Below are 16,287 nucleotides of genomic sequence, written 5' to 3'. Positions count from 1 at the left end.
TCATGCGGCGATGCCGGCCATCATCAGGCCCAGCGTCTGTTCTTCGGCTTCCGCCGTTTTTTCTCCAACGACCCGGCCGGCGAACATCACCATGATCCGGTCCGAAAGGGAACGGATTTCATCGAGTTCGACTGAAACCAGCAAAATCGCTTTGCCGGCATCACGCATTTCGATGATGCGCCGATGGATGAATTCGATGGCGCCGATATCCACGCCGCGCGTCGGCTGGCCGATGATCAGCATCTTCGGATCGCGCTCGATTTCACGGGCGACGACTATCTTCTGTTGATTACCGCCGGAAAAATTGGCGGTCTTCAAATGCGGGTTCGGCGGGCGGATGTCATATTTCTCGATCTTTTCGACGGCATCCTTGCGGATGGCCTCAGGGTTCAGGAAAGGCCCCCTGCCGTAACGCTCGTCATGGTGATAACCGAGGATGGAGTTTTCATATTCCTCGAATTTCAGCACCAGCCCCATATGATGGCGGTCTTCCGGGATATGAGCCAGACCAAGTTTGCGCAGGATCGCCGGATCGGGACGATCCACCTTCTGGCCATCCACCCATATCTCGCCCGAAGAGGGCTTGCGTATGCCGGCGATGGCTTCCAGCAGTTCCGATTGACCATTGCCGGCGACCCCGGCGATACCGACGATTTCACCGGCGCGGACGTCCAGCGAGACATCGTCGACCATGGTGACACCACGGCTGTCCTTGACGGTGAGATTGCGGATGGAGAGAAGAACCTCGCCCGGCGTCGTCTCGCCCTTTTCCACCCGCAGCAGCACACGGCGGCCGACCATCAGTTCGGCCAGTTCCTCGACGCTGGTTTCGGAGGTCTTGCGGGTTGCCACCATTTCGCCGCGGCGCATGACGGAGACGGAGTCCGTGATCGCCATGATTTCGCGCAGCTTGTGGGTGATGAGGATGATGGTCTTACCCTGCTCACGCAGAACACCGAGGATCTTGAAAAGGTGATCGGCCTCAGCCGGCGTCAGAACGCCGGTCGGCTCGTCGAGGATCAGGATTTCAGCGCCACGATACATGGCTTTGAGGATTTCGACGCGCTGCTGCAAACCAACGGGCAATTCCTCGATCACCGCATCCGGATCGACTTCCAGCCCGTAATCATCCTCCAGACGCTTCAGCTCCTTGCGAGCACCGGCCCGGCCTTTGGCCAGCAATGCGCCGCCCTCCGCACCCAGCATCACATTCTCAAGCACGGTGAAATTTTCCACCAGCATGAAATGCTGATGGACCATGCCGATACCGGCACTGATCGCGGCCTGACTGTCACGGATCGTAACGGGTGCGCCGTTCACGCGGATTTCGCCGGCATCTGCCTGGTAAAAACCATAGAGGATCGACATCAAGGTCGATTTTCCGGCGCCATTTTCCCCGATGATGCCGTGGATCGTGCCCTTGGCAACGGTCAGATTGATATTCTTGTTGGCGTGAACGGCACCGAATTTCTTGTCGATGCCCACGAGTTCAATTGCTGGGTCCATATTCAAACCGAAACCTCTCCGAAGGCTGGATATGAAAAGGGCGCAAGATGAAAATTCATCATGCGCCCCAGTTGCATATCATATCATTTCGGGCAGGAATTGTCCGCCATGTAGTCGTGGACCTTGACTGCGCCGGAGATAATGTCGGCCTTCGCCTTGTCCACGGCGGCAATCATCTCAGGCGTGATCAGCGCCTTGTTGTTGTCGTCCAAAGCATAGGCCACGCCGTCTTCCTTGACGCCGAGCGCCACGATACCGGGGGTGAACTTATCGTCCTTGGTATCCTTATAGGCATTATAGACGGCCAGATCGACACGCTTGACCATGGATGTCAGAACGGAACCCGGATGCAGGTGGTTCTGGTTGGAATCGACGCCGATCGAGAACTTCTTGTTGTCGGCGGCGGTCTGCAGCACACCGATACCGGTCGCACCGGCTGCCGCGTAGATCACGTCCGCACCCTGGTCGATCTGGTTTTTGGTGAGTTCGCCGCCGCGCACCGGATCGTTCCAGGCAGCACCCGTGGTGCCGGTCATGTTCTGGAAGACTTCGATCTTATCGTTGGCCGCCTTGGCGCCCTGTGCATAACCACAGGCGAATTTACGGATCAGCGGAATATCCATGCCGCCGATGAAGCCGACCTTGCCGGTCTTTGAAGCCATACCCGCCAGAAGACCGACGAGGTAGGAACCTTCATGCTCCTTGTAGACGACGGAGCGGACATTCGGCAGCTCGACAACGGAATCGACAATCACGAATTTGGTGTCGGGGAATTCGGCTGCAACCTTTTCCATGGCCGAGGTCCAGGCGAAGGACACGGCGATGACGGGATTGAAGCCCTTGCTGGCGAAGTTGCGGATGGCCTGTTCACCCTGCGTGTCGCTGGTCGGCTCAAAGTCACGGTACTCGATGCCCGTTTCCGCCTTGAACTTTTCAGCGCCGGCCGCAGCGGCTTCATTGAACGACTTGTCGAACTTGCCGCCCGTGCCATAGACCAGCGCCGGCTTGACATCCGCAGCGAGCGCGGAAGCCGACATTGCGGCAAGCGCAAAAAGCGTCAGAAGGGATTTTTTCATTGTGCAGCCCTGTTGTTGCAATTGATATTATAAGGGTCCTCCCGCAAACCCGTTTACCGGGAATGTCTGCGGAACCGCCAGCCGTTATACCGGCTGTGCTTGCCTCATATCCTTGCATGGCTCAATGAAAAATTCATCCGGTTTTTTTGACCCGGTGGAAAAACTTTTATCTGGCGCTTTTTTGGCCTTTCCACCGGGTCAATCTGCAAAAAATCTAGTCGATATTGCAACTTACGCCGGTTCCGCGCAGGCCGCAGTAACCACCCGGGTTCTTGGCAAGATATTGCTGATGATAGTCCTCAGCATAATAAAATGTTTCAAGCGGCCCGATTTCGGTGGTAATGGCCCGGCCATGGCCTGCCGCCTCCAGAGCCTGCTGAAAAGCGTCGCGCGCCTTTTGCGCCTGCTGCAGCTGGCCTTCCGTCGTTGCATAAATGGTCGAACGATAGGTCGTACCCACATCGTTGCCCTGCCGCATGCCCTGGGTCGGATCATGCTCCTCGAAGAATATCCTGAGCAGGCCCGACAAAGAGATCACAGCCGGATCATAGACGACCTTGACGACTTCAGCATGGCCTGTCTGGCCGGTCGTCGTCTCCTGATAGGTCGGATTTTCTGTAAAGCCGCCGGCATAACCCACCGCCGTTACCCACACGCCCGGCGTCTGCCAGAACAGGCGTTCCGCGCCCCAGAAACACCCCATGCCGAGGTAGATGATTTCCAAACCGTCGGGATAAGGCCCCTTCAACGGCCGACCATTGACGAAATGGTTCTCCGGCACGACAAGCGCCTCTTCACGACCCGGCAAAGCCGTCTCTTCGGTCGGCATCGTCGTCTTTTTTGAAAGCGTATCGAACAGGAACATCGGGACCTCCGTGCGGCCAATATCGCCGCTTCTCATGGTTCACATCTGCGGGCGCCAACGTCGTTCAGGCTGACAAATCAGACCGGCAAGCGCCTCATCACCTTGTGCTTCCTGTAACCGGCCATCCAGCAAAGCAGCGACAGGACGAGGAAAAAAGCAAATGCGGGCAGCGCCGACAGCGCATTTTCAATGAAGCGCCACGCTTCAGGGTGAATATAGTGACCCACGGCGGCTTCCACCATGGTGCGCGAGGCAGGAAGAAAATAATTCCAGACGGACAGGATGCCGGTAATATTGACCGAGGATGTGGAAACCGAGCGGATCGAATCAAGCACACCCAGAAAAACCGCCGCGAGAAGGAGAAGAAAGCTCAAAAACCGCAAAAAAGCTTTCATCGGGACACCTCGGTTATGGTCCGCCTCTTCAACGAACATGTTTTGAAACATATAGCGCATCGATAAAGGTGGTAAAACCCGTTTGCAACCGCATCTAAATGCAGGAAATTGCCGACATTTCAAAAAACTGTCAGATTCGTGTTGATCCCTGCGAATTCATCGGTATATATCGCGCCGTTCCAGTGATTTGCATTCTTCAAAACATGCAGATTTGAAAAAAGGACAGGTGGCCGAGTGGTTTAAGGCGCACGCCTGGAACGCGTGTGTGCGTGAAAGCGTACCGTGGGTTCGAATCCCACCCTGTCCGCCATTTCACCTCATCTTTAGCCGCCGGCGTTGCTCCAAGCCATTGCCGGCTCTATCTTCAGGATATCCGGCCACGCGTAACGTCAAAGTCGCGTTTTCCCGCTTCCGCAAGCGTTGACGCCTATGCTTCTGCACATACTGAGGTTTCCTGCGCTTTTTGCTGCGCTTCCCCCTCTCTTGCGCCTTGCAGCAGGAAAAATCGCTCCTTATATACGCCGCAGAACTGCAGCGAATGTTGCAAATCCAAGTCAAGGAGTTGCCACAAGAATGCCTCACGGGGTTCCGGCAGCTCGCTTCAAGGAGAGAAGAGCATGGCAAAAGTAATCGGTATCGACCTTGGCACGACCAATTCCTGCGTCGCAGTGATGGACGGCAAGGACATCAAAGTCATTGAAAACGCGGAAGGCGCACGCACCACGCCGTCCATGGTGGCATTTTCCGACGATGGCGAACGCCTTGTCGGCCAGCCGGCCAAGCGGCAGGCGGTCACCAACCCGACCAACACCCTGTTTGCGGTCAAGCGCCTCATCGGTCGTCGTTACGAAGACCCGACCGTTGAAAAGGACAAGCACCTCGTCCCCTTCGAAATCGTCAATGGCGACAATGGCGACGCATGGGTGAAGGCACAGGACAAGAATTATTCCCCATCGCAAATTTCCGCGATGATCCTTCAGAAGATGAAGGAAACGGCTGAATCCTATCTCGGCGAGAAGGTGGAGAAGGCCGTCATCACCGTTCCGGCCTACTTCAACGACGCCCAGCGCCAGGCAACCAAGGATGCGGGCCGCATCGCTGGTCTTGATGTTCTGCGTATCATCAACGAGCCGACTGCTGCCGCCCTTGCCTACGGTCTCGACAAGAAGGACGGCAAGACGATTGCCGTCTACGACCTTGGCGGCGGCACCTTCGATATTTCCGTTCTGGAAATCGGCGACGGCGTCTTCGAAGTGAAATCGACGAACGGCGACACTTTCCTCGGCGGTGAAGACTTCGACATGCGTCTGGTCGAATATCTGGCCGGCGAGTTCAAGAAGGATCAGGGCATTGACCTGAAGGGCGACAAGCTGGCTCTGCAGCGCCTCAAGGAAGCTGCCGAAAAGGCGAAGATCGAACTTTCGTCTTCGCAGCAGACCGAAATCAACCTGCCGTTCATCACGGCTGACGCCACCGGTCCGAAGCATCTGACGCTGAAGCTGACCCGCGCCAAGTTCGAAAGTCTGGTTGACGATCTGGTGCAGCGCACCGTTGCACCGTGCAAGGCTGCGCTCAAGGATGCCGGCGTTACCGCTGCCGAGATCGACGAAGTCGTTCTGGTTGGTGGCATGAGCCGCATGCCGAAGGTACAGGAAGTCGTCAAGCAGCTGTTCGGCAAGGAGCCGCACAAGGGCGTGAACCCTGATGAAGTGGTTGCCATGGGCGCCGCCATCCAGGCGGGCGTTCTGCAGGGCGATGTCAAGGACGTTCTGCTGCTCGACGTTACCCCGCTGTCGCTCGGCATTGAGACGCTGGGTGGTGTCTTCACCCGTCTGATCGATCGCAACACGACGATCCCGACGAAGAAGAGCCAGACCTTCTCGACCGCCGAAGACAGCCAGTCGGCCGTGACCATCCGCGTTTCGCAGGGCGAGCGTGAAATGGCGCAGGATAACAAGCTGCTCGGCCAGTTCGACCTCGTCGGCCTGCCGCCGTCGCCGCGTGGTGTTCCGCAGATCGAAGTCACCTTCGATATCGACGCCAACGGTATCGTGCAGGTTTCCGCCAAGGACAAGGGCACCGGCAAGGAGCAGCAGATCCGTATCCAGGCCTCCGGTGGTCTGTCCGACGCCGACATCGAGAAGATGGTGAAGGACGCCGAGGCCAATGCCGAAGCAGACAAGAAGCGTCGCGCCGGTGTAGAAGCCAAGAACCAGGCCGAGAGCCTTATCCACTCCACCGAGAAATCGGTGAAGGAATATGGCGACAAGGTTTCCGAGACCGACCGCAAGGCCATCGAAGACGCCATTGCCAGCCTGAAGACATCGGTTGAGGCTTCCGAGCCTGACGCCGATGACATTCAGGCGAAGACCCAGACCCTCATGGAAGTGTCCATGAAGCTCGGGCAGGCGATCTACGAAGCGCAGCAGGCCGAAGCCGGCGATGCTGGCGAAGACGGCAAGGACGATGTCGTCGACGCCGACTATGAGGAAATCAAGGACGACAAGAAGTCCGCCTAATCGCGTGACTTCTAGTCTCCTGTCTATATATGCAAGACATCCGGCTGCCGACGTGCAGCCGGAAATCCATTTGCGAGGCTTGTTATCTTAATGGCGAAAGCAGACTTTTACGAAACACTTGGCGTCAGCAAGACCGCGGACGAAAAAGAGCTGAAAAGCGCCTTCCGCAAACTCGCGATGAAATACCATCCGGACAAAAACCCTGATGATGCCGATTCCGAAGGGAAGTTCAAGGAAATCAACGAAGCCTATGAAACGCTGAAGGATCCGCAGAAGCGCGCGGCCTATGACCGTTTCGGCCACGCCGCGTTTGAAAATGGCGGCATGGGCGGCGGTGGCGGTGGCGGCGGTTTCGCCAATGGCGGCTTCTCCGATATCTTCGAAGACATCTTCGGCGAGATGATGGGCGGTGGACGGGCGCGCCGCTCTTCGGGCGGGCGCGAGCGCGGGGCCGACCTTCGCTACAATATGGAAATCACGCTGGAGGAAGCCTTCGCCGGCAAGACGGCGCAGATCAGGGTTCCGACCTCGATCACCTGCGACGTCTGTTCCGGCTCTGGTGCCAAACCCGGCACGCAGCCCAAGACCTGCGGCACCTGCCAGGGTTCCGGCCGTGTGCGCGCGGCACAGGGCTTCTTTTCGGTGGAGCGCACCTGCCCCACCTGCCACGGACGCGGACAGACGATCTCCGATCCGTGCGGCAAGTGCCACGGTCAGGGCCGCGTGACGGAAGAGCGTTCGCTTTCGGTCAACATTCCCTCGGGCATTGAGGACGGCACCCGCATTCGCCTGCAGGGCGAAGGCGAAGCCGGCATGCGTGGCGGCCCGGCGGGCGATCTTTATATCTTCCTGTCCGTGCGGCCGCATGAGTTCTTCCAGCGCGACGGTGCCGACCTTTATTGCACCGTGCCGATTTCGATGACGACGGCAGCGCTTGGCGGCACCTTCGATGTCACGACGCTCGACGGTACGAAGTCGCGCGTCACGGTTCCGGAAGGCACCCAGCCGGGCAAGCAGTTCCGTCTGAAGGGCAAGGGCATGCCGGTGCTGCGTTCGGCGCAGACCGGTGATCTCTATATCCAGATCCAGATCGAGACGCCGCAGAAGCTCAGCAAGCGTCAGCGCGAGCTGTTGCAGGAATTCGAACAGCTCTCCTCCAAGGAGAACAATCCGGAATCGACCGGCTTCTTTGCCCGGATGAAGGAATTCTTCGACGGCTGATTGCCACCGATTACGTCCATTAATAACGCCGCCATCCTTTGGGACTGGCGGCGTTTTCATTTCGGGCTCAGCCTGAAAAGCCGCCTTCCTCCAGATATTGCCGTTCTTCCGGCGTCGTCTCCCGCAGCAATATGTCATTGCGATGCGGAAAGCGGCCGAATTGCTCGACGATATCGCGATGTTCTTCGGCATGATGGAGATAAAGCCCGCCAAGCGGCTGATTGAGGTCGCAGGCACGCCGCTGGGCCGCGATATCCTCCGCATGGGAAAAAGGCAGGTAGAAGAAAACGCGCAAATCCTCACTCACCGCCTGATCGTGGCCACGGCGGATGGCCTCATCGGCGAACAGGCGTGCCAGCGGATCGGTGGCATACATATGGGCGGTGCCGCGAAAGCAATTGCGCGGGAACTGATCCAGCAGAAGCATCAGCGCAAGGCTGCTTTCCGCACCCGCGAGCCAGCCGTCCAGCTCGCGCCTTGCGGCAGCGAAATGGGCGTCGCGAAAACGGTCATGAAAGTGATTGTCGAAGGCGGCGTCCTTGTCGAACCATTTGTCCGGGCCGGCCTTTTTCCAGAAATTGGTGATTTCGGCGGCAAGTGCGGCTATGTCGTTTTTCATCCGAGTGCTCCCTGTCAGTAGTGCGGTGGCCGGGTGATGGCAGGCGCGTCCAGCGATTGCTCCTCAAGGCTCAGGAACCTTTCCGTCAACCGGTCGAGCTTGGCGCGGGTCTGCTCCACCACCTTCCACTGTTCCGTCAGCTGGTCGGACAGTTCCTCGATGGTCTTTGCCTGATGCGCGATCGTTTCCTCGAGCGCAATGATCCGTTTTTCGGTTTCCGACGTCATATCGACCTCTCTTTCCCGCCCTTCCTTGGGCTTAAAAGCGCGTGAGTCAACCATATGTCGCTTTCGTGAAGCGAATTCGCTCCCATCGATCCAAACACAAAAAAACCGGCGATGTTTCCATCGCCGGCTTATGACGTTTTGATATTGCTCAGTCTTCTTCCACGAAAACCTCTTCACGCTTCTTCTTCACGCTGGGCAGGAAGACGATGATCAGCACGGCCAGGGCGATGAAAAGCAGGGTGGCGCTGATCGGGCGGGTGACGAAGGTGGTCGGATCGCCGCGCGACAGGATCATGGCGCGGCGCAGGTTTTCTTCCAGCAGAGGCCCAAGCACAAAGCCCAGAAGCAGCGGGGCCGGCTCGCAGCGCAGTTTCACCAGCACGTAACCGATGAAACCGAAGAAGGCGACGGCGTAAAGATCAAAGACGTTGGAATTGACGCTGTAGACCCCGATGGCGCAGAAGGCCATGATGATGGGGAACAGCACATAATAGGGCACCGTCAGCAGCTTCACCCACAGCCCGATCAGCGGCAGGTTAAGGATGACGAGCATCAGGTTGCCGATCCACATGGAGGCGATGATGCCCCAGAACAGCGCCGGCTGTTCGGTCGCGACGTTTGGACCCGGCACGATGCCCTGAATGATCATCGCGCCGATCATCAGCGCCATGACCGGGTTGGCCGGAATGCCGAGCGTCAGCAGCGGGATGAAGGAGGTCTGCGCGCCGGCGTTATTGGCCGATTCCGGACCGGCAACACCGGCCACCGCGCCATGCCCGAATTCTTCCGGGTTCTTGGAGACGCGTTTTTCCACCGTGTAGGAGGCAAAAGCCGCAAGGATCGCTCCGCCACCCGGCAGGATGCCGAGAGCCGAACCGATGGCCGTGCCGCGCAGCACCGGGCCGATCATGGCCTTGAAATCTTCCTTCGACGGCATCAGGCTGCTGACCTTGGCGATCAGCACCGACCGGGTGCGTTCGTTCTCGAGATTGCGCAGGATTTCCGCGATACCGAAGACGCCCACAGCAACCGCCACGAAATTGAGCCCGTCGGCATATTCGCGGATGCCGAGGGTGAAGCGCGGCGTGCCGCTGTAGATATCCGTGCCGACCAGACCGAGCAACAGGCCGAGCACGACCATAGCCAGCGCCTTGACGATGGAGCCATGGGCAAGCGCTATGGACGAGACAAGGCCGACGACCATCAGCGAGAAATATTCAGCGGCACCGAATTCCAGCGCGATCGCCGTCAAAGGCGGTGCGAAGATCGCCACCAGGAAGGTGGAAACCGTACCCGCGAAAAACGAGCCGATGGCGGCGATTGCAAGTGCAGCACCAGCCTTGCCCTTGCGCGCCATCTGGTAACCATCGATGGCGGTGACGGCGGAGGAGGACTCCCCCGGCATGTTGATGAGGATGGCTGTGGTGGAACCGCCATATTGCGCGCCGTAATAAATGCCGGCGAGCATGATCAGCGACGAGACGGGCTCAAGCTGGAAGGTGATCGGCAGCAGCATGGCGATCGTCGCTGTCGCGCCGATACCCGGCAGCACGCCGATGAGGGTGCCGAGCAACACGCCGATCAGGCAGAAAAACAGGTTTTCCAGCGACGATGCCGTGGCAAAACCGAGTGCGAGATTATTGAGCAAATCCATCACGGCACCTCAAAAGTTAAGCCAGGGGCCGAAGCGCTGGAAAGGCAGGCCGAGACCGTAATTGAACACAGCGACGGAAAAGACCGTGATAGCGGCGGAAATAACGACGGCCATCAGCGGGCTCATCTTGTGCGAGGCGAAGGCTGCGATAAGCGCGCTGAAAAACAACGCCGGGACAAAACCCAGGCCCCGCACCGTGAAGCCGAAAAAGATCGGCGCGGGCAGGATGAAAAAAATTCCCCGCCAGGCGATGGCGCCGATGGCATCACCCTGCACGCGGGTGGCGCGAAAGAATATGACGCTGCCCAGCAGGATCAGCACGATGGCCAGCACAAGCGGAAAATACCCCGGCCCCATGCGAAATGTGGTTCCTAAATCCAGCCCGAAAGACTGCAGCGCGAAAAAAGCGCCAAAACCGATGAATATCGCCCCGCAGGCTGCTTCGGCAGGGTCAATGAAAAACGACTTCATGAAAGATGCCCCTCCACTGCGGCCGGTAACACACCGTTCCGCGCGTCAAAATGATAGCAGGAAACCGGCGGCAAGGTGCCGCCGGTCACGTCCTGATCATCAGTCGGCATATTGGCCGGCGGTTTCGATCACCGGCTTCCAGCGGGCGATTTCGCTTTCGAGCTTGGCCTTGAGTGCCGCCGGCGTCGCATCGCTTTCAGAAGAAGGCGTCGTGCCGAGTTCGGCAAAACGAGCCGCGACGTTCTTGTCCTTCAGCGCGACCTGTAGCGACTTGGAGAGCTTTTCGTTGATTTCGGCAGGCGTGCCCTTCGGCGTATAGATGCCGTGCCAGATGCCAACTTCGAGTTTCGGCAGACCTTCTTCGGCGACCGTCGGCACGTTAGGCAGCACGTCGAGCCGCTTGGTCGAGGTCACGGCATAGGCCTTCACGGTGCCGCCCTGGATCTGCTTGGTGGTGTTGGTGGTCTGGTCGCACATGATATCAACCTGGCCGCCGAGCAGGTCGGTCATGGCCGGGCCGGTGCCCTTGTAAGGGACGGTGACGAGCGGTGTTTCGATGGCGCTCATGAACAGCATGCCGCAGAGGTGCGAGGCGGCACCGATGCCGGCATTGGCAACGGTCACCTTGTCCTTGTTCGCCTTGGCATAGTCGATCAGGCCCTTGAGATCTTTCGTCTCGAGGGTCTTGCGCGACAGGATGGTCATCGGCACTTCGGTGACCAGACCGACATATTCGAATGCGTTTGTCGTATCATAAGCGAGCTTGCGATAGAGCGTGGCGCTGGTTGCCATGCCGATATGGTGCAGGAGAACGGTGTAACCGTCCGGGTCCGCCGCCGCCACGCGGCCAGCGCCGAGCGTGCCGCCTGCGCCGCCGACATTTTCGACGATGATCTGCTGGCCAAGATCCTTCGACATGGATTCAGCAACAAGGCGCGCAACCGTATCCGTCGGGCCACCGGCAGCAAAAGGCACGACCATGGTGATGTTACGCTCGGGATAATTCTGAGCGGATGCGGACAGCGCAAAAAGGGAAACGGCAGCGGCGGCAGCAAGGCCGGTGACTGTCTTCAGTATTTTCATCGATTCCTCCCGGATGAAAATTTTCGCCACTTCAGCCGCGCATACTCCTCTATGGCGGCCGGGGTGAGCTATTTGCGATCCGGGATTGTCGTTCAGCAACGGCGGTCTTGCCGAGAGATGCGCTTTTATGGCCGTCACAAACGGTAATGGGTGGATTTCTACCCATAGGGGTTGATCCGTGGGTGGAAATCCACCCATCACACCTCTGTCATATGCCGGTGCAGCTCGTATTTCTGCATTTTTTCGTAGAGCGTTTTGCGGGAAATGCCGAGGCTCTCATAGACGGATTTCAGATTGCCGCCATGGACGGCTATCGCGCGCGCAATCAGGCTTTTTTCATAGGCTGCGACCCTCGTGGCAAGCCCTTCCCTGCCATCATCCTGAAACGGCGGCGAGGCTTCGGAAGCATCGCTTTCCAGGCCAAGGACGAAGCGGTCCGCCGCATTGCGCAGTTCACGCACGTTGCCGGGCCACTCGCGAAGGGAAACGACTGAGAGCAGTTCTTGCGGCACGTCCATGTCCTCCCGCCCGTAACGGGCGGCAGCCTCCCGCACCAGATGCAGGAACAGCAGCGGTATATCGGCGCTGCGCTGCGACAGGGAGGGCACGAGGATTGTCGCGACGTTCAAGCGATAAAGAAGATCGGCGCGGAACCGGCCTGCGGCAACTTCCTGTTCCAGATCGACCTTGCTGGTGGCGATGAAACGGACGTCGAGTTCAACGGTTTCATTGGAGCCGAGGCGGGTAATCACCCGCTCCTGCAAAACACGCAGAAACCGGCCCTGCAATTCGAACGGCATGGAGCCGATCTCATCCAACAGGATCGTGCCGCCGCGGGCATGCTCGAACTTGCCGTAGCGCGGGCGCAGCGCACCCGGAAAAGCACCGGCCTCATGGCCAAAGAGTTCGCTTTCGATCAGCGTCTGCGGAAGGGCGGCGCAATTGATCGCGACGAAGGGCCGGGTGGCTCTGGCGCTGATATCATGCAGCGCCCGCGCCACCACCTCCTTGCCCGCACCGGTATCGCCGACGATCAGCGTATCGGCATCCGTCGCGCCGATGGCGCGGATACGATACCGCAGATCGACCATGACCTGGGTTCGGCCGGGCAAACGCGTTTCGAGATCGTCATGTTTGCCCGCGACCGCCTTCAGGCGGCGGTTTTCCAGTACCAGCGCGCGTCGATCATTGGCCCTTTTGATGATCCCGGCGAGGTATTGCGGCGTGAATGGCTTTTCGATGAAATCATAGGCGCCGTTGCGCATGGCGTTGACAGCCAGTTGCACATCGCCATGGCCCGTCATGAGGATCACAGGTATTTCCGCATCAAGCTCCCGCACCTTCTGCAGCAGCGTCATGCCATCCATGCCGGGCATGCGGATATCGCTGACCACGACGCCGTCGAAGCTGTAACCGATGAGTTCGAGCGCATGTTCGGCGCTCGCCAGCATGGTGACGGCGAAACCGGAAAGCTCCAGCGCCTGTGCGGTGGAAAAGCGCAACTCCTCCTCGTCATCGATCAACAGAACCCGCGACATGGTCATTCCGCAGCCGCCTCCATACACCAGGCGGCTGCCGGCAATTCGATCTCGAATTCCGCCCCGCCCTCTTCATGGTTTCGGACACGCAACTGGCCGCCGAAATCCTTGATGATGTTGTAGGAGATGGAAAGGCCAAGGCCGAGGCCGCGCCCTACCCCCTTGGTGGTGAAGAAGGGATCGAAGATGCGTTCAGAAATCGCCGGCGGCACGCCGGGGCCACGGTCGCGAATGAAAATCGACACCGTCTGGTCATGCTGCACAGCCTTGAGGGCAATGCGGCGATCCTCTCGCCCTTCCACGGCATCGGCGGCATTGGAAATGATGTTGACGAGTACCTGCTGCAGCCGCACTGAGCCTGCCTTCACCGCAAGCGGCACCGGGCCGAGATCGACCTCCAGCACCGCATTGGCGGCATTCAGCCGCGCACCGACGATTTCCAGCGTATCGCGAAGCACGGCCTCCAGACCGACCGCCGCCATTTTTTCGTTGGGCTTGCGGGCGAAATTTCTCAGGTGTTTGCTGATGGACGCCATGCGATCGATGAGGCCCGAAATGCGTCTGAGATTTTCCGTCACGTCGTCCAGACGCCCGCGCTCCACCAGAAGCGAGGCGTTTTCCGCATAGTTCTTGGCAGCAGCAAGCGGCTGATTGAACTCATGCGACAGCGCGGCCGACATCTGACCGAGTGCGGCAAGCTTGCCCGCCTGCACCAGATCATTCTGCATCTTGCGCAATTGTTTCTCGGTCTGGCGGCGTTCGGCGATCTCGTGCTTGATCTCCTGGTTGACCCGCGCCAGATCAGCCGTGCGCTCCTCTACCCGGCGCTCCAGCTCCGCCTGCGCCTCCGCCTGATGGGTCAGTCGCTCACGCAGACGCCGCCGTCTCTGTAGCATGGCGGCAATGAGGGCAGCAGCGAGGCACAGACAAAGGATGATCGCGATCATCGCCGTCTTGACCTGTGTTCTGACTGAACCCGTATCCATCAGCACGCTGACAGTCCAGCCGGCATCCGCCATCGGCTGCGACAGGACCATATATTCCCTCTCACCGTCATTCTGGGTGATCGTCATCAGTTGATGGGAGCCGAAATTGCCGTTTTTCAGCGGCAGTTCCTTCAAGCCGGCGTTTGCGTAACGGCGCGATGTCTCCGTGCGCGCCAACCTTTCAGGGGTCAGCGGCATCAGGCCGGAATAAAGCCATTGCGGCGTTCCGGTCATGAAGATGATGCCTTCCGGATCGGAGACCAGAATACGGTTTTCACCATCACCGAAGGAGGCCTCTATGCCTTCAATATCGACCTTGAAGACGATGACGCCCTTGATCTCCTGATTGAAGAGGATCGGCGCAGAAAAATAATAGCCGCGTTTGTGAGAGGTGGTGCCGAGCGCGAAGAAGCGTGACTTGAAGCCTTTGGCCGCATCCTGAAAATAGGGACGATAGCTGAAATTCTCGCCGACGAAGCTCGTGGGTCCATCATAGTTGCTGGCCGCGATAGTCTCGCCATCCAGCGTGATGATGTAGATATCGGAGGATTCCAGCAGGGTGTTGATGGATTTGAGGTAGACATTGGCACGCTGGCGCAGCGTCTCATCCTTCGGATGCGCAACCAGCTCTTCAATGTCGTCGTGGTCAGCAATCAAAGCCGGCAGCGGCTCATAACGGCTCAAAAGCCCGCCGAGGGCCGAGACGGCCAGCCGCAGAGTGGTGCGGCCCTGATCGGAGACTTCGCCGAAATAGCTTTCCGCGATGATGCCGCCGCCCCTTGTCACGGCGCCATAACCGAGGCCGAGGCTGAGAAATATCAGCAAAATCCAGCGATATTTCACCGAAGCTCCTCTCCCACATCAGGCGCCCGCTAACTCCCACAGAGAGTGTAAGAGGTGTTATCTTATTTTCCAAGTGACCCGCCTTTGACTGACGCCACCTTCAGAAAACAAAAAACCGGCCACGAGGGCCGGTTTTTTGCAAATAAGATTTCAGAAAAGCTTATGCGCTTTCCTTCGGCGTCAGAACCTGACGGCCGCGATACATACCGGTCTTCAGATCGATATGGTGCGGACGGCGCAGTTCGCCGGAGTTCTTGTCTTCAACGTAGGTTGCAGACTTGAGACCATCAGCCGAGCGACGCATGCCGCGCTTGGACGGGCTTGTTTTTCTTTTAGGTACAGCCATTTTTGTTACTCCACTTTAGCGGCGAAACAACGTAACCGGCCAGAACCAAAGGCCGAATGTCGGGTGTCTCGATATCGGAAATTTGGCGCGCTTATACATGCCCAAACGGGCTTTGACCAGCCCTGACACGCATTTTTTCCGATTCAGCGGAATTGGTGCGAAGGGCCGCCGTCAGGCGTAGCAAATCGTGCCTCACCTCTTATCGAAAACAATAAGCTCCTTGAAGTGGTTCATATCCTTGAATTCACAGAAAGCTGGTGGCCGCATCTCAATGACCGGCGCTGCCGCCCGCAGTTCTTCCAGTTCTTCATCAAGCATCGCCTGCCAGCGCTGCAGGCATTCCGGATCGAACCAGCGTGTGACGTAAGACAGCGTAATGTGGAACTCATAACTTTCATGGTTGGGATGCCGGTAACCGAAGGCTTGGGCAAATGCATCCCGCCACAATGCAACGATCCGGTCGTCTTCGGCTGTAACACCCTGCATCACCAGCCCTGTTGGCTTGAGGCCAGTCACCTGCATGTTGAAAACCGGAAGGGCGGGAAAGGCCAAAAGACGGTCGCGATAATGCTCCGTCATCGTGTCGATCGGCGTATCGAGCGGCATGTTCTCCGGCCAATAGGGCAGCGCGCGCCGGAACTCGATGATGCCCTGAAATACCGTCATATGCAGGCTGGAAACCGGCGTGAAGGCAAGCTGCGATGCCTCGGGCATATCCAGGAAACGCTGGCGCGTCTTGATGATAGCGCTTTCGCTCTGCGATGCTTCGAGCAGATGGCAAACCACCGTATTGCCCGGCTCGGGCAGAAATTCGCCATCCAAATTATAACGGCTGCCGAGATGGCGCGGTGGCTTATCGTGGCTGTTGGCGGAGAAATATTCCAGATCTTTTGAGACGAGCGAGGCGTGCATCGGGGAACTCCTTGTGAGAGGTTTCC

General features: G+C 58.4%; 15 protein-coding genes and 1 tRNA gene. 3 read left to right on the top strand and 13 right to left on the bottom strand.

Features of this window, described 5'->3' with window-relative positions; all coding sequences use genetic code 11:
- The 4 genes from JZX89_RS11145 to JZX89_RS11130 form a co-directional block, all read right to left on the bottom strand.
- Positions 1-1,506, bottom strand: coding sequence for an ABC transporter ATP-binding protein (locus JZX89_RS11145; protein ID WP_207134074.1), 1,506 nt, complete (start codon positions 1,504-1,506; stop codon positions 1-3).
- Positions 1,507-1,589: 83 nt separating this feature from the next.
- The gene (locus tag JZX89_RS11140) at positions 1,590-2,582 is read right to left on the bottom strand and encodes a BMP family lipoprotein (protein WP_149898219.1); all 993 of its coding nucleotides are present in this window, start codon (positions 2,580-2,582) and stop codon (positions 1,590-1,592) included.
- A gap of 214 nt (positions 2,583-2,796) precedes the next feature.
- Positions 2,797-3,447 carry a peptide-methionine (S)-S-oxide reductase MsrA gene (gene msrA, locus JZX89_RS11135; protein ID WP_149898218.1) on the bottom strand — a complete coding sequence of 217 codons (651 nt, stop codon included), beginning with the start codon at positions 3,445-3,447 and terminating at the stop codon, positions 2,797-2,799.
- Between the two features lie 77 nt (positions 3,448-3,524).
- Entirely contained in the window at positions 3,525-3,842 is a 318-nt protein-coding gene (locus tag JZX89_RS11130) for a hypothetical protein (protein WP_153515317.1), read from the bottom strand.
- Positions 3,843-4,062: 220 nt separating this feature from the next.
- On the opposite strand from JZX89_RS11130, the gene JZX89_RS11125 reads away from it, so the two are divergent.
- The 3 genes from JZX89_RS11125 (at position 4,063) to dnaJ (ending at position 7,582) form a co-directional block, all read left to right on the top strand.
- Positions 4,063-4,152: transfer RNA gene (locus JZX89_RS11125), tRNA-Ser, on the top strand.
- 307 nt (positions 4,153-4,459) lie between these two features.
- On the top strand, positions 4,460-6,361 hold the full coding sequence (gene dnaK / locus JZX89_RS11120) for a molecular chaperone DnaK (protein ID WP_149898216.1): 1,902 nt from the start codon (positions 4,460-4,462) through the stop codon (positions 6,359-6,361).
- A gap of 90 nt (positions 6,362-6,451) precedes the next feature.
- Positions 6,452-7,582: a molecular chaperone DnaJ gene (gene dnaJ / locus JZX89_RS11115; RefSeq protein WP_149898215.1), complete on the top strand. Its 1,131-nt coding sequence runs from the start codon at positions 6,452-6,454 to the stop codon at positions 7,580-7,582.
- Between the two features lie 67 nt (positions 7,583-7,649).
- Here dnaJ and JZX89_RS11110 read toward each other — a convergent pair whose 3' ends face one another.
- The 9 genes from JZX89_RS11110 to JZX89_RS11070 form a co-directional block, all read right to left on the bottom strand.
- Complete coding sequence (locus tag JZX89_RS11110; protein ID WP_207134073.1) at positions 7,650-8,201, bottom strand: DUF924 family protein; 552 nt, start codon at positions 8,199-8,201, stop codon at positions 7,650-7,652.
- A gap of 14 nt (positions 8,202-8,215) precedes the next feature.
- Positions 8,216-8,428 (bottom strand): SlyX family protein, encoded by a 213-nt coding sequence (locus JZX89_RS11105; RefSeq protein ID WP_013635242.1) that lies wholly within the window; start codon positions 8,426-8,428, stop codon positions 8,216-8,218.
- Positions 8,429-8,576: 148 nt separating this feature from the next.
- Positions 8,577-10,082, bottom strand: coding sequence for a tripartite tricarboxylate transporter permease (locus JZX89_RS11100; RefSeq protein ID WP_207134072.1), 1,506 nt, complete (start codon positions 10,080-10,082; stop codon positions 8,577-8,579).
- A 9-nt stretch (positions 10,083-10,091) separates the two neighbouring features.
- Positions 10,092-10,553, bottom strand: coding sequence for a tripartite tricarboxylate transporter TctB family protein (locus JZX89_RS11095; RefSeq protein ID WP_207134071.1), 462 nt, complete (start codon positions 10,551-10,553; stop codon positions 10,092-10,094).
- 99 nt (positions 10,554-10,652) lie between these two features.
- Positions 10,653-11,636, bottom strand: a complete 984-nt coding sequence (locus JZX89_RS11090) for a tripartite tricarboxylate transporter substrate-binding protein (RefSeq protein WP_207134070.1) — start codon at positions 11,634-11,636, stop codon at positions 10,653-10,655.
- A gap of 197 nt (positions 11,637-11,833) precedes the next feature.
- On the bottom strand, positions 11,834-13,180 hold the full coding sequence (locus JZX89_RS11085) for a sigma-54-dependent transcriptional regulator (protein ID WP_207134069.1): 1,347 nt from the start codon (positions 13,178-13,180) through the stop codon (positions 11,834-11,836).
- Complete coding sequence (locus tag JZX89_RS11080; protein WP_207134068.1) at positions 13,177-15,003, bottom strand: sensor histidine kinase; 1,827 nt, start codon at positions 15,001-15,003, stop codon at positions 13,177-13,179. The genes JZX89_RS11085 and JZX89_RS11080 overlap by 4 nt, the downstream gene beginning before the upstream one ends.
- 160 nt (positions 15,004-15,163) lie before the next feature.
- Complete coding sequence (gene rpmF, locus JZX89_RS11075) at positions 15,164-15,349, bottom strand: 50S ribosomal protein L32 (protein WP_003507205.1); 186 nt, start codon at positions 15,347-15,349, stop codon at positions 15,164-15,166.
- A gap of 192 nt (positions 15,350-15,541) precedes the next feature.
- Positions 15,542-16,261 carry a DUF1868 domain-containing protein gene (locus tag JZX89_RS11070; protein WP_207134067.1) on the bottom strand — a complete coding sequence of 240 codons (720 nt, stop codon included), beginning with the start codon at positions 16,259-16,261 and terminating at the stop codon, positions 15,542-15,544.
- Between the last annotated feature and the right edge of the window lie 26 nt (positions 16,262-16,287).

This window comes from Agrobacterium burrii, assembly GCF_017313405.1.
Taxonomy (GTDB): Bacteria; Pseudomonadota; Alphaproteobacteria; order Rhizobiales; family Rhizobiaceae; genus Agrobacterium; species Agrobacterium burrii.
The sequence above is the reverse complement of the archived record's forward strand: the minus strand, read 5'-3'. Positions and strand labels throughout refer to the sequence as shown.

Bases quoted from the DNA above. Each gene is read 5' to 3' on its own strand.
- dnaJ (WP_149898215.1), top strand. From the start codon at position 6,452: ATGGCGAAAGCAGACTTTTACGAAACACTTGGCGTCAGCAAGACCGCG.
- JZX89_RS11140 (WP_149898219.1), bottom strand. From the start codon at position 2,582: ATGAAAAAATCCCTTCTGACGCTTTTTGCGCTTGCCGCAATGTCGGCT.
- JZX89_RS11095 (WP_207134071.1), bottom strand. From the start codon at position 10,553: ATGAAGTCGTTTTTCATTGACCCTGCCGAAGCAGCCTGCGGGGCGATA.
- JZX89_RS11130 (WP_153515317.1), bottom strand. From the start codon at position 3,842: ATGAAAGCTTTTTTGCGGTTTTTGAGCTTTCTTCTCCTTCTCGCGGCG.
- rpmF (WP_003507205.1), bottom strand. From the start codon at position 15,349: ATGGCTGTACCTAAAAGAAAAACAAGCCCGTCCAAGCGCGGCATGCGT.
- dnaK (WP_149898216.1), top strand. From the start codon at position 4,460: ATGGCAAAAGTAATCGGTATCGACCTTGGCACGACCAATTCCTGCGTC.
- JZX89_RS11105 (WP_013635242.1), bottom strand. From the start codon at position 8,428: ATGACGTCGGAAACCGAAAAACGGATCATTGCGCTCGAGGAAACGATC.
- JZX89_RS11110 (WP_207134073.1), bottom strand. From the start codon at position 8,201: ATGAAAAACGACATAGCCGCACTTGCCGCCGAAATCACCAATTTCTGG.
- JZX89_RS11085 (WP_207134069.1), bottom strand. From the start codon at position 13,180: ATGACCATGTCGCGGGTTCTGTTGATCGATGACGAGGAGGAGTTGCGC.
- JZX89_RS11145 (WP_207134074.1), bottom strand. From the start codon at position 1,506: ATGGACCCAGCAATTGAACTCGTGGGCATCGACAAGAAATTCGGTGCC.
- JZX89_RS11090 (WP_207134070.1), bottom strand. From the start codon at position 11,636: ATGAAAATACTGAAGACAGTCACCGGCCTTGCTGCCGCCGCTGCCGTT.
- JZX89_RS11070 (WP_207134067.1), bottom strand. From the start codon at position 16,261: ATGCACGCCTCGCTCGTCTCAAAAGATCTGGAATATTTCTCCGCCAAC.
- JZX89_RS11100 (WP_207134072.1), bottom strand. From the start codon at position 10,082: ATGGATTTGCTCAATAATCTCGCACTCGGTTTTGCCACGGCATCGTCG.
- msrA (WP_149898218.1), bottom strand. From the start codon at position 3,447: ATGTTCCTGTTCGATACGCTTTCAAAAAAGACGACGATGCCGACCGAA.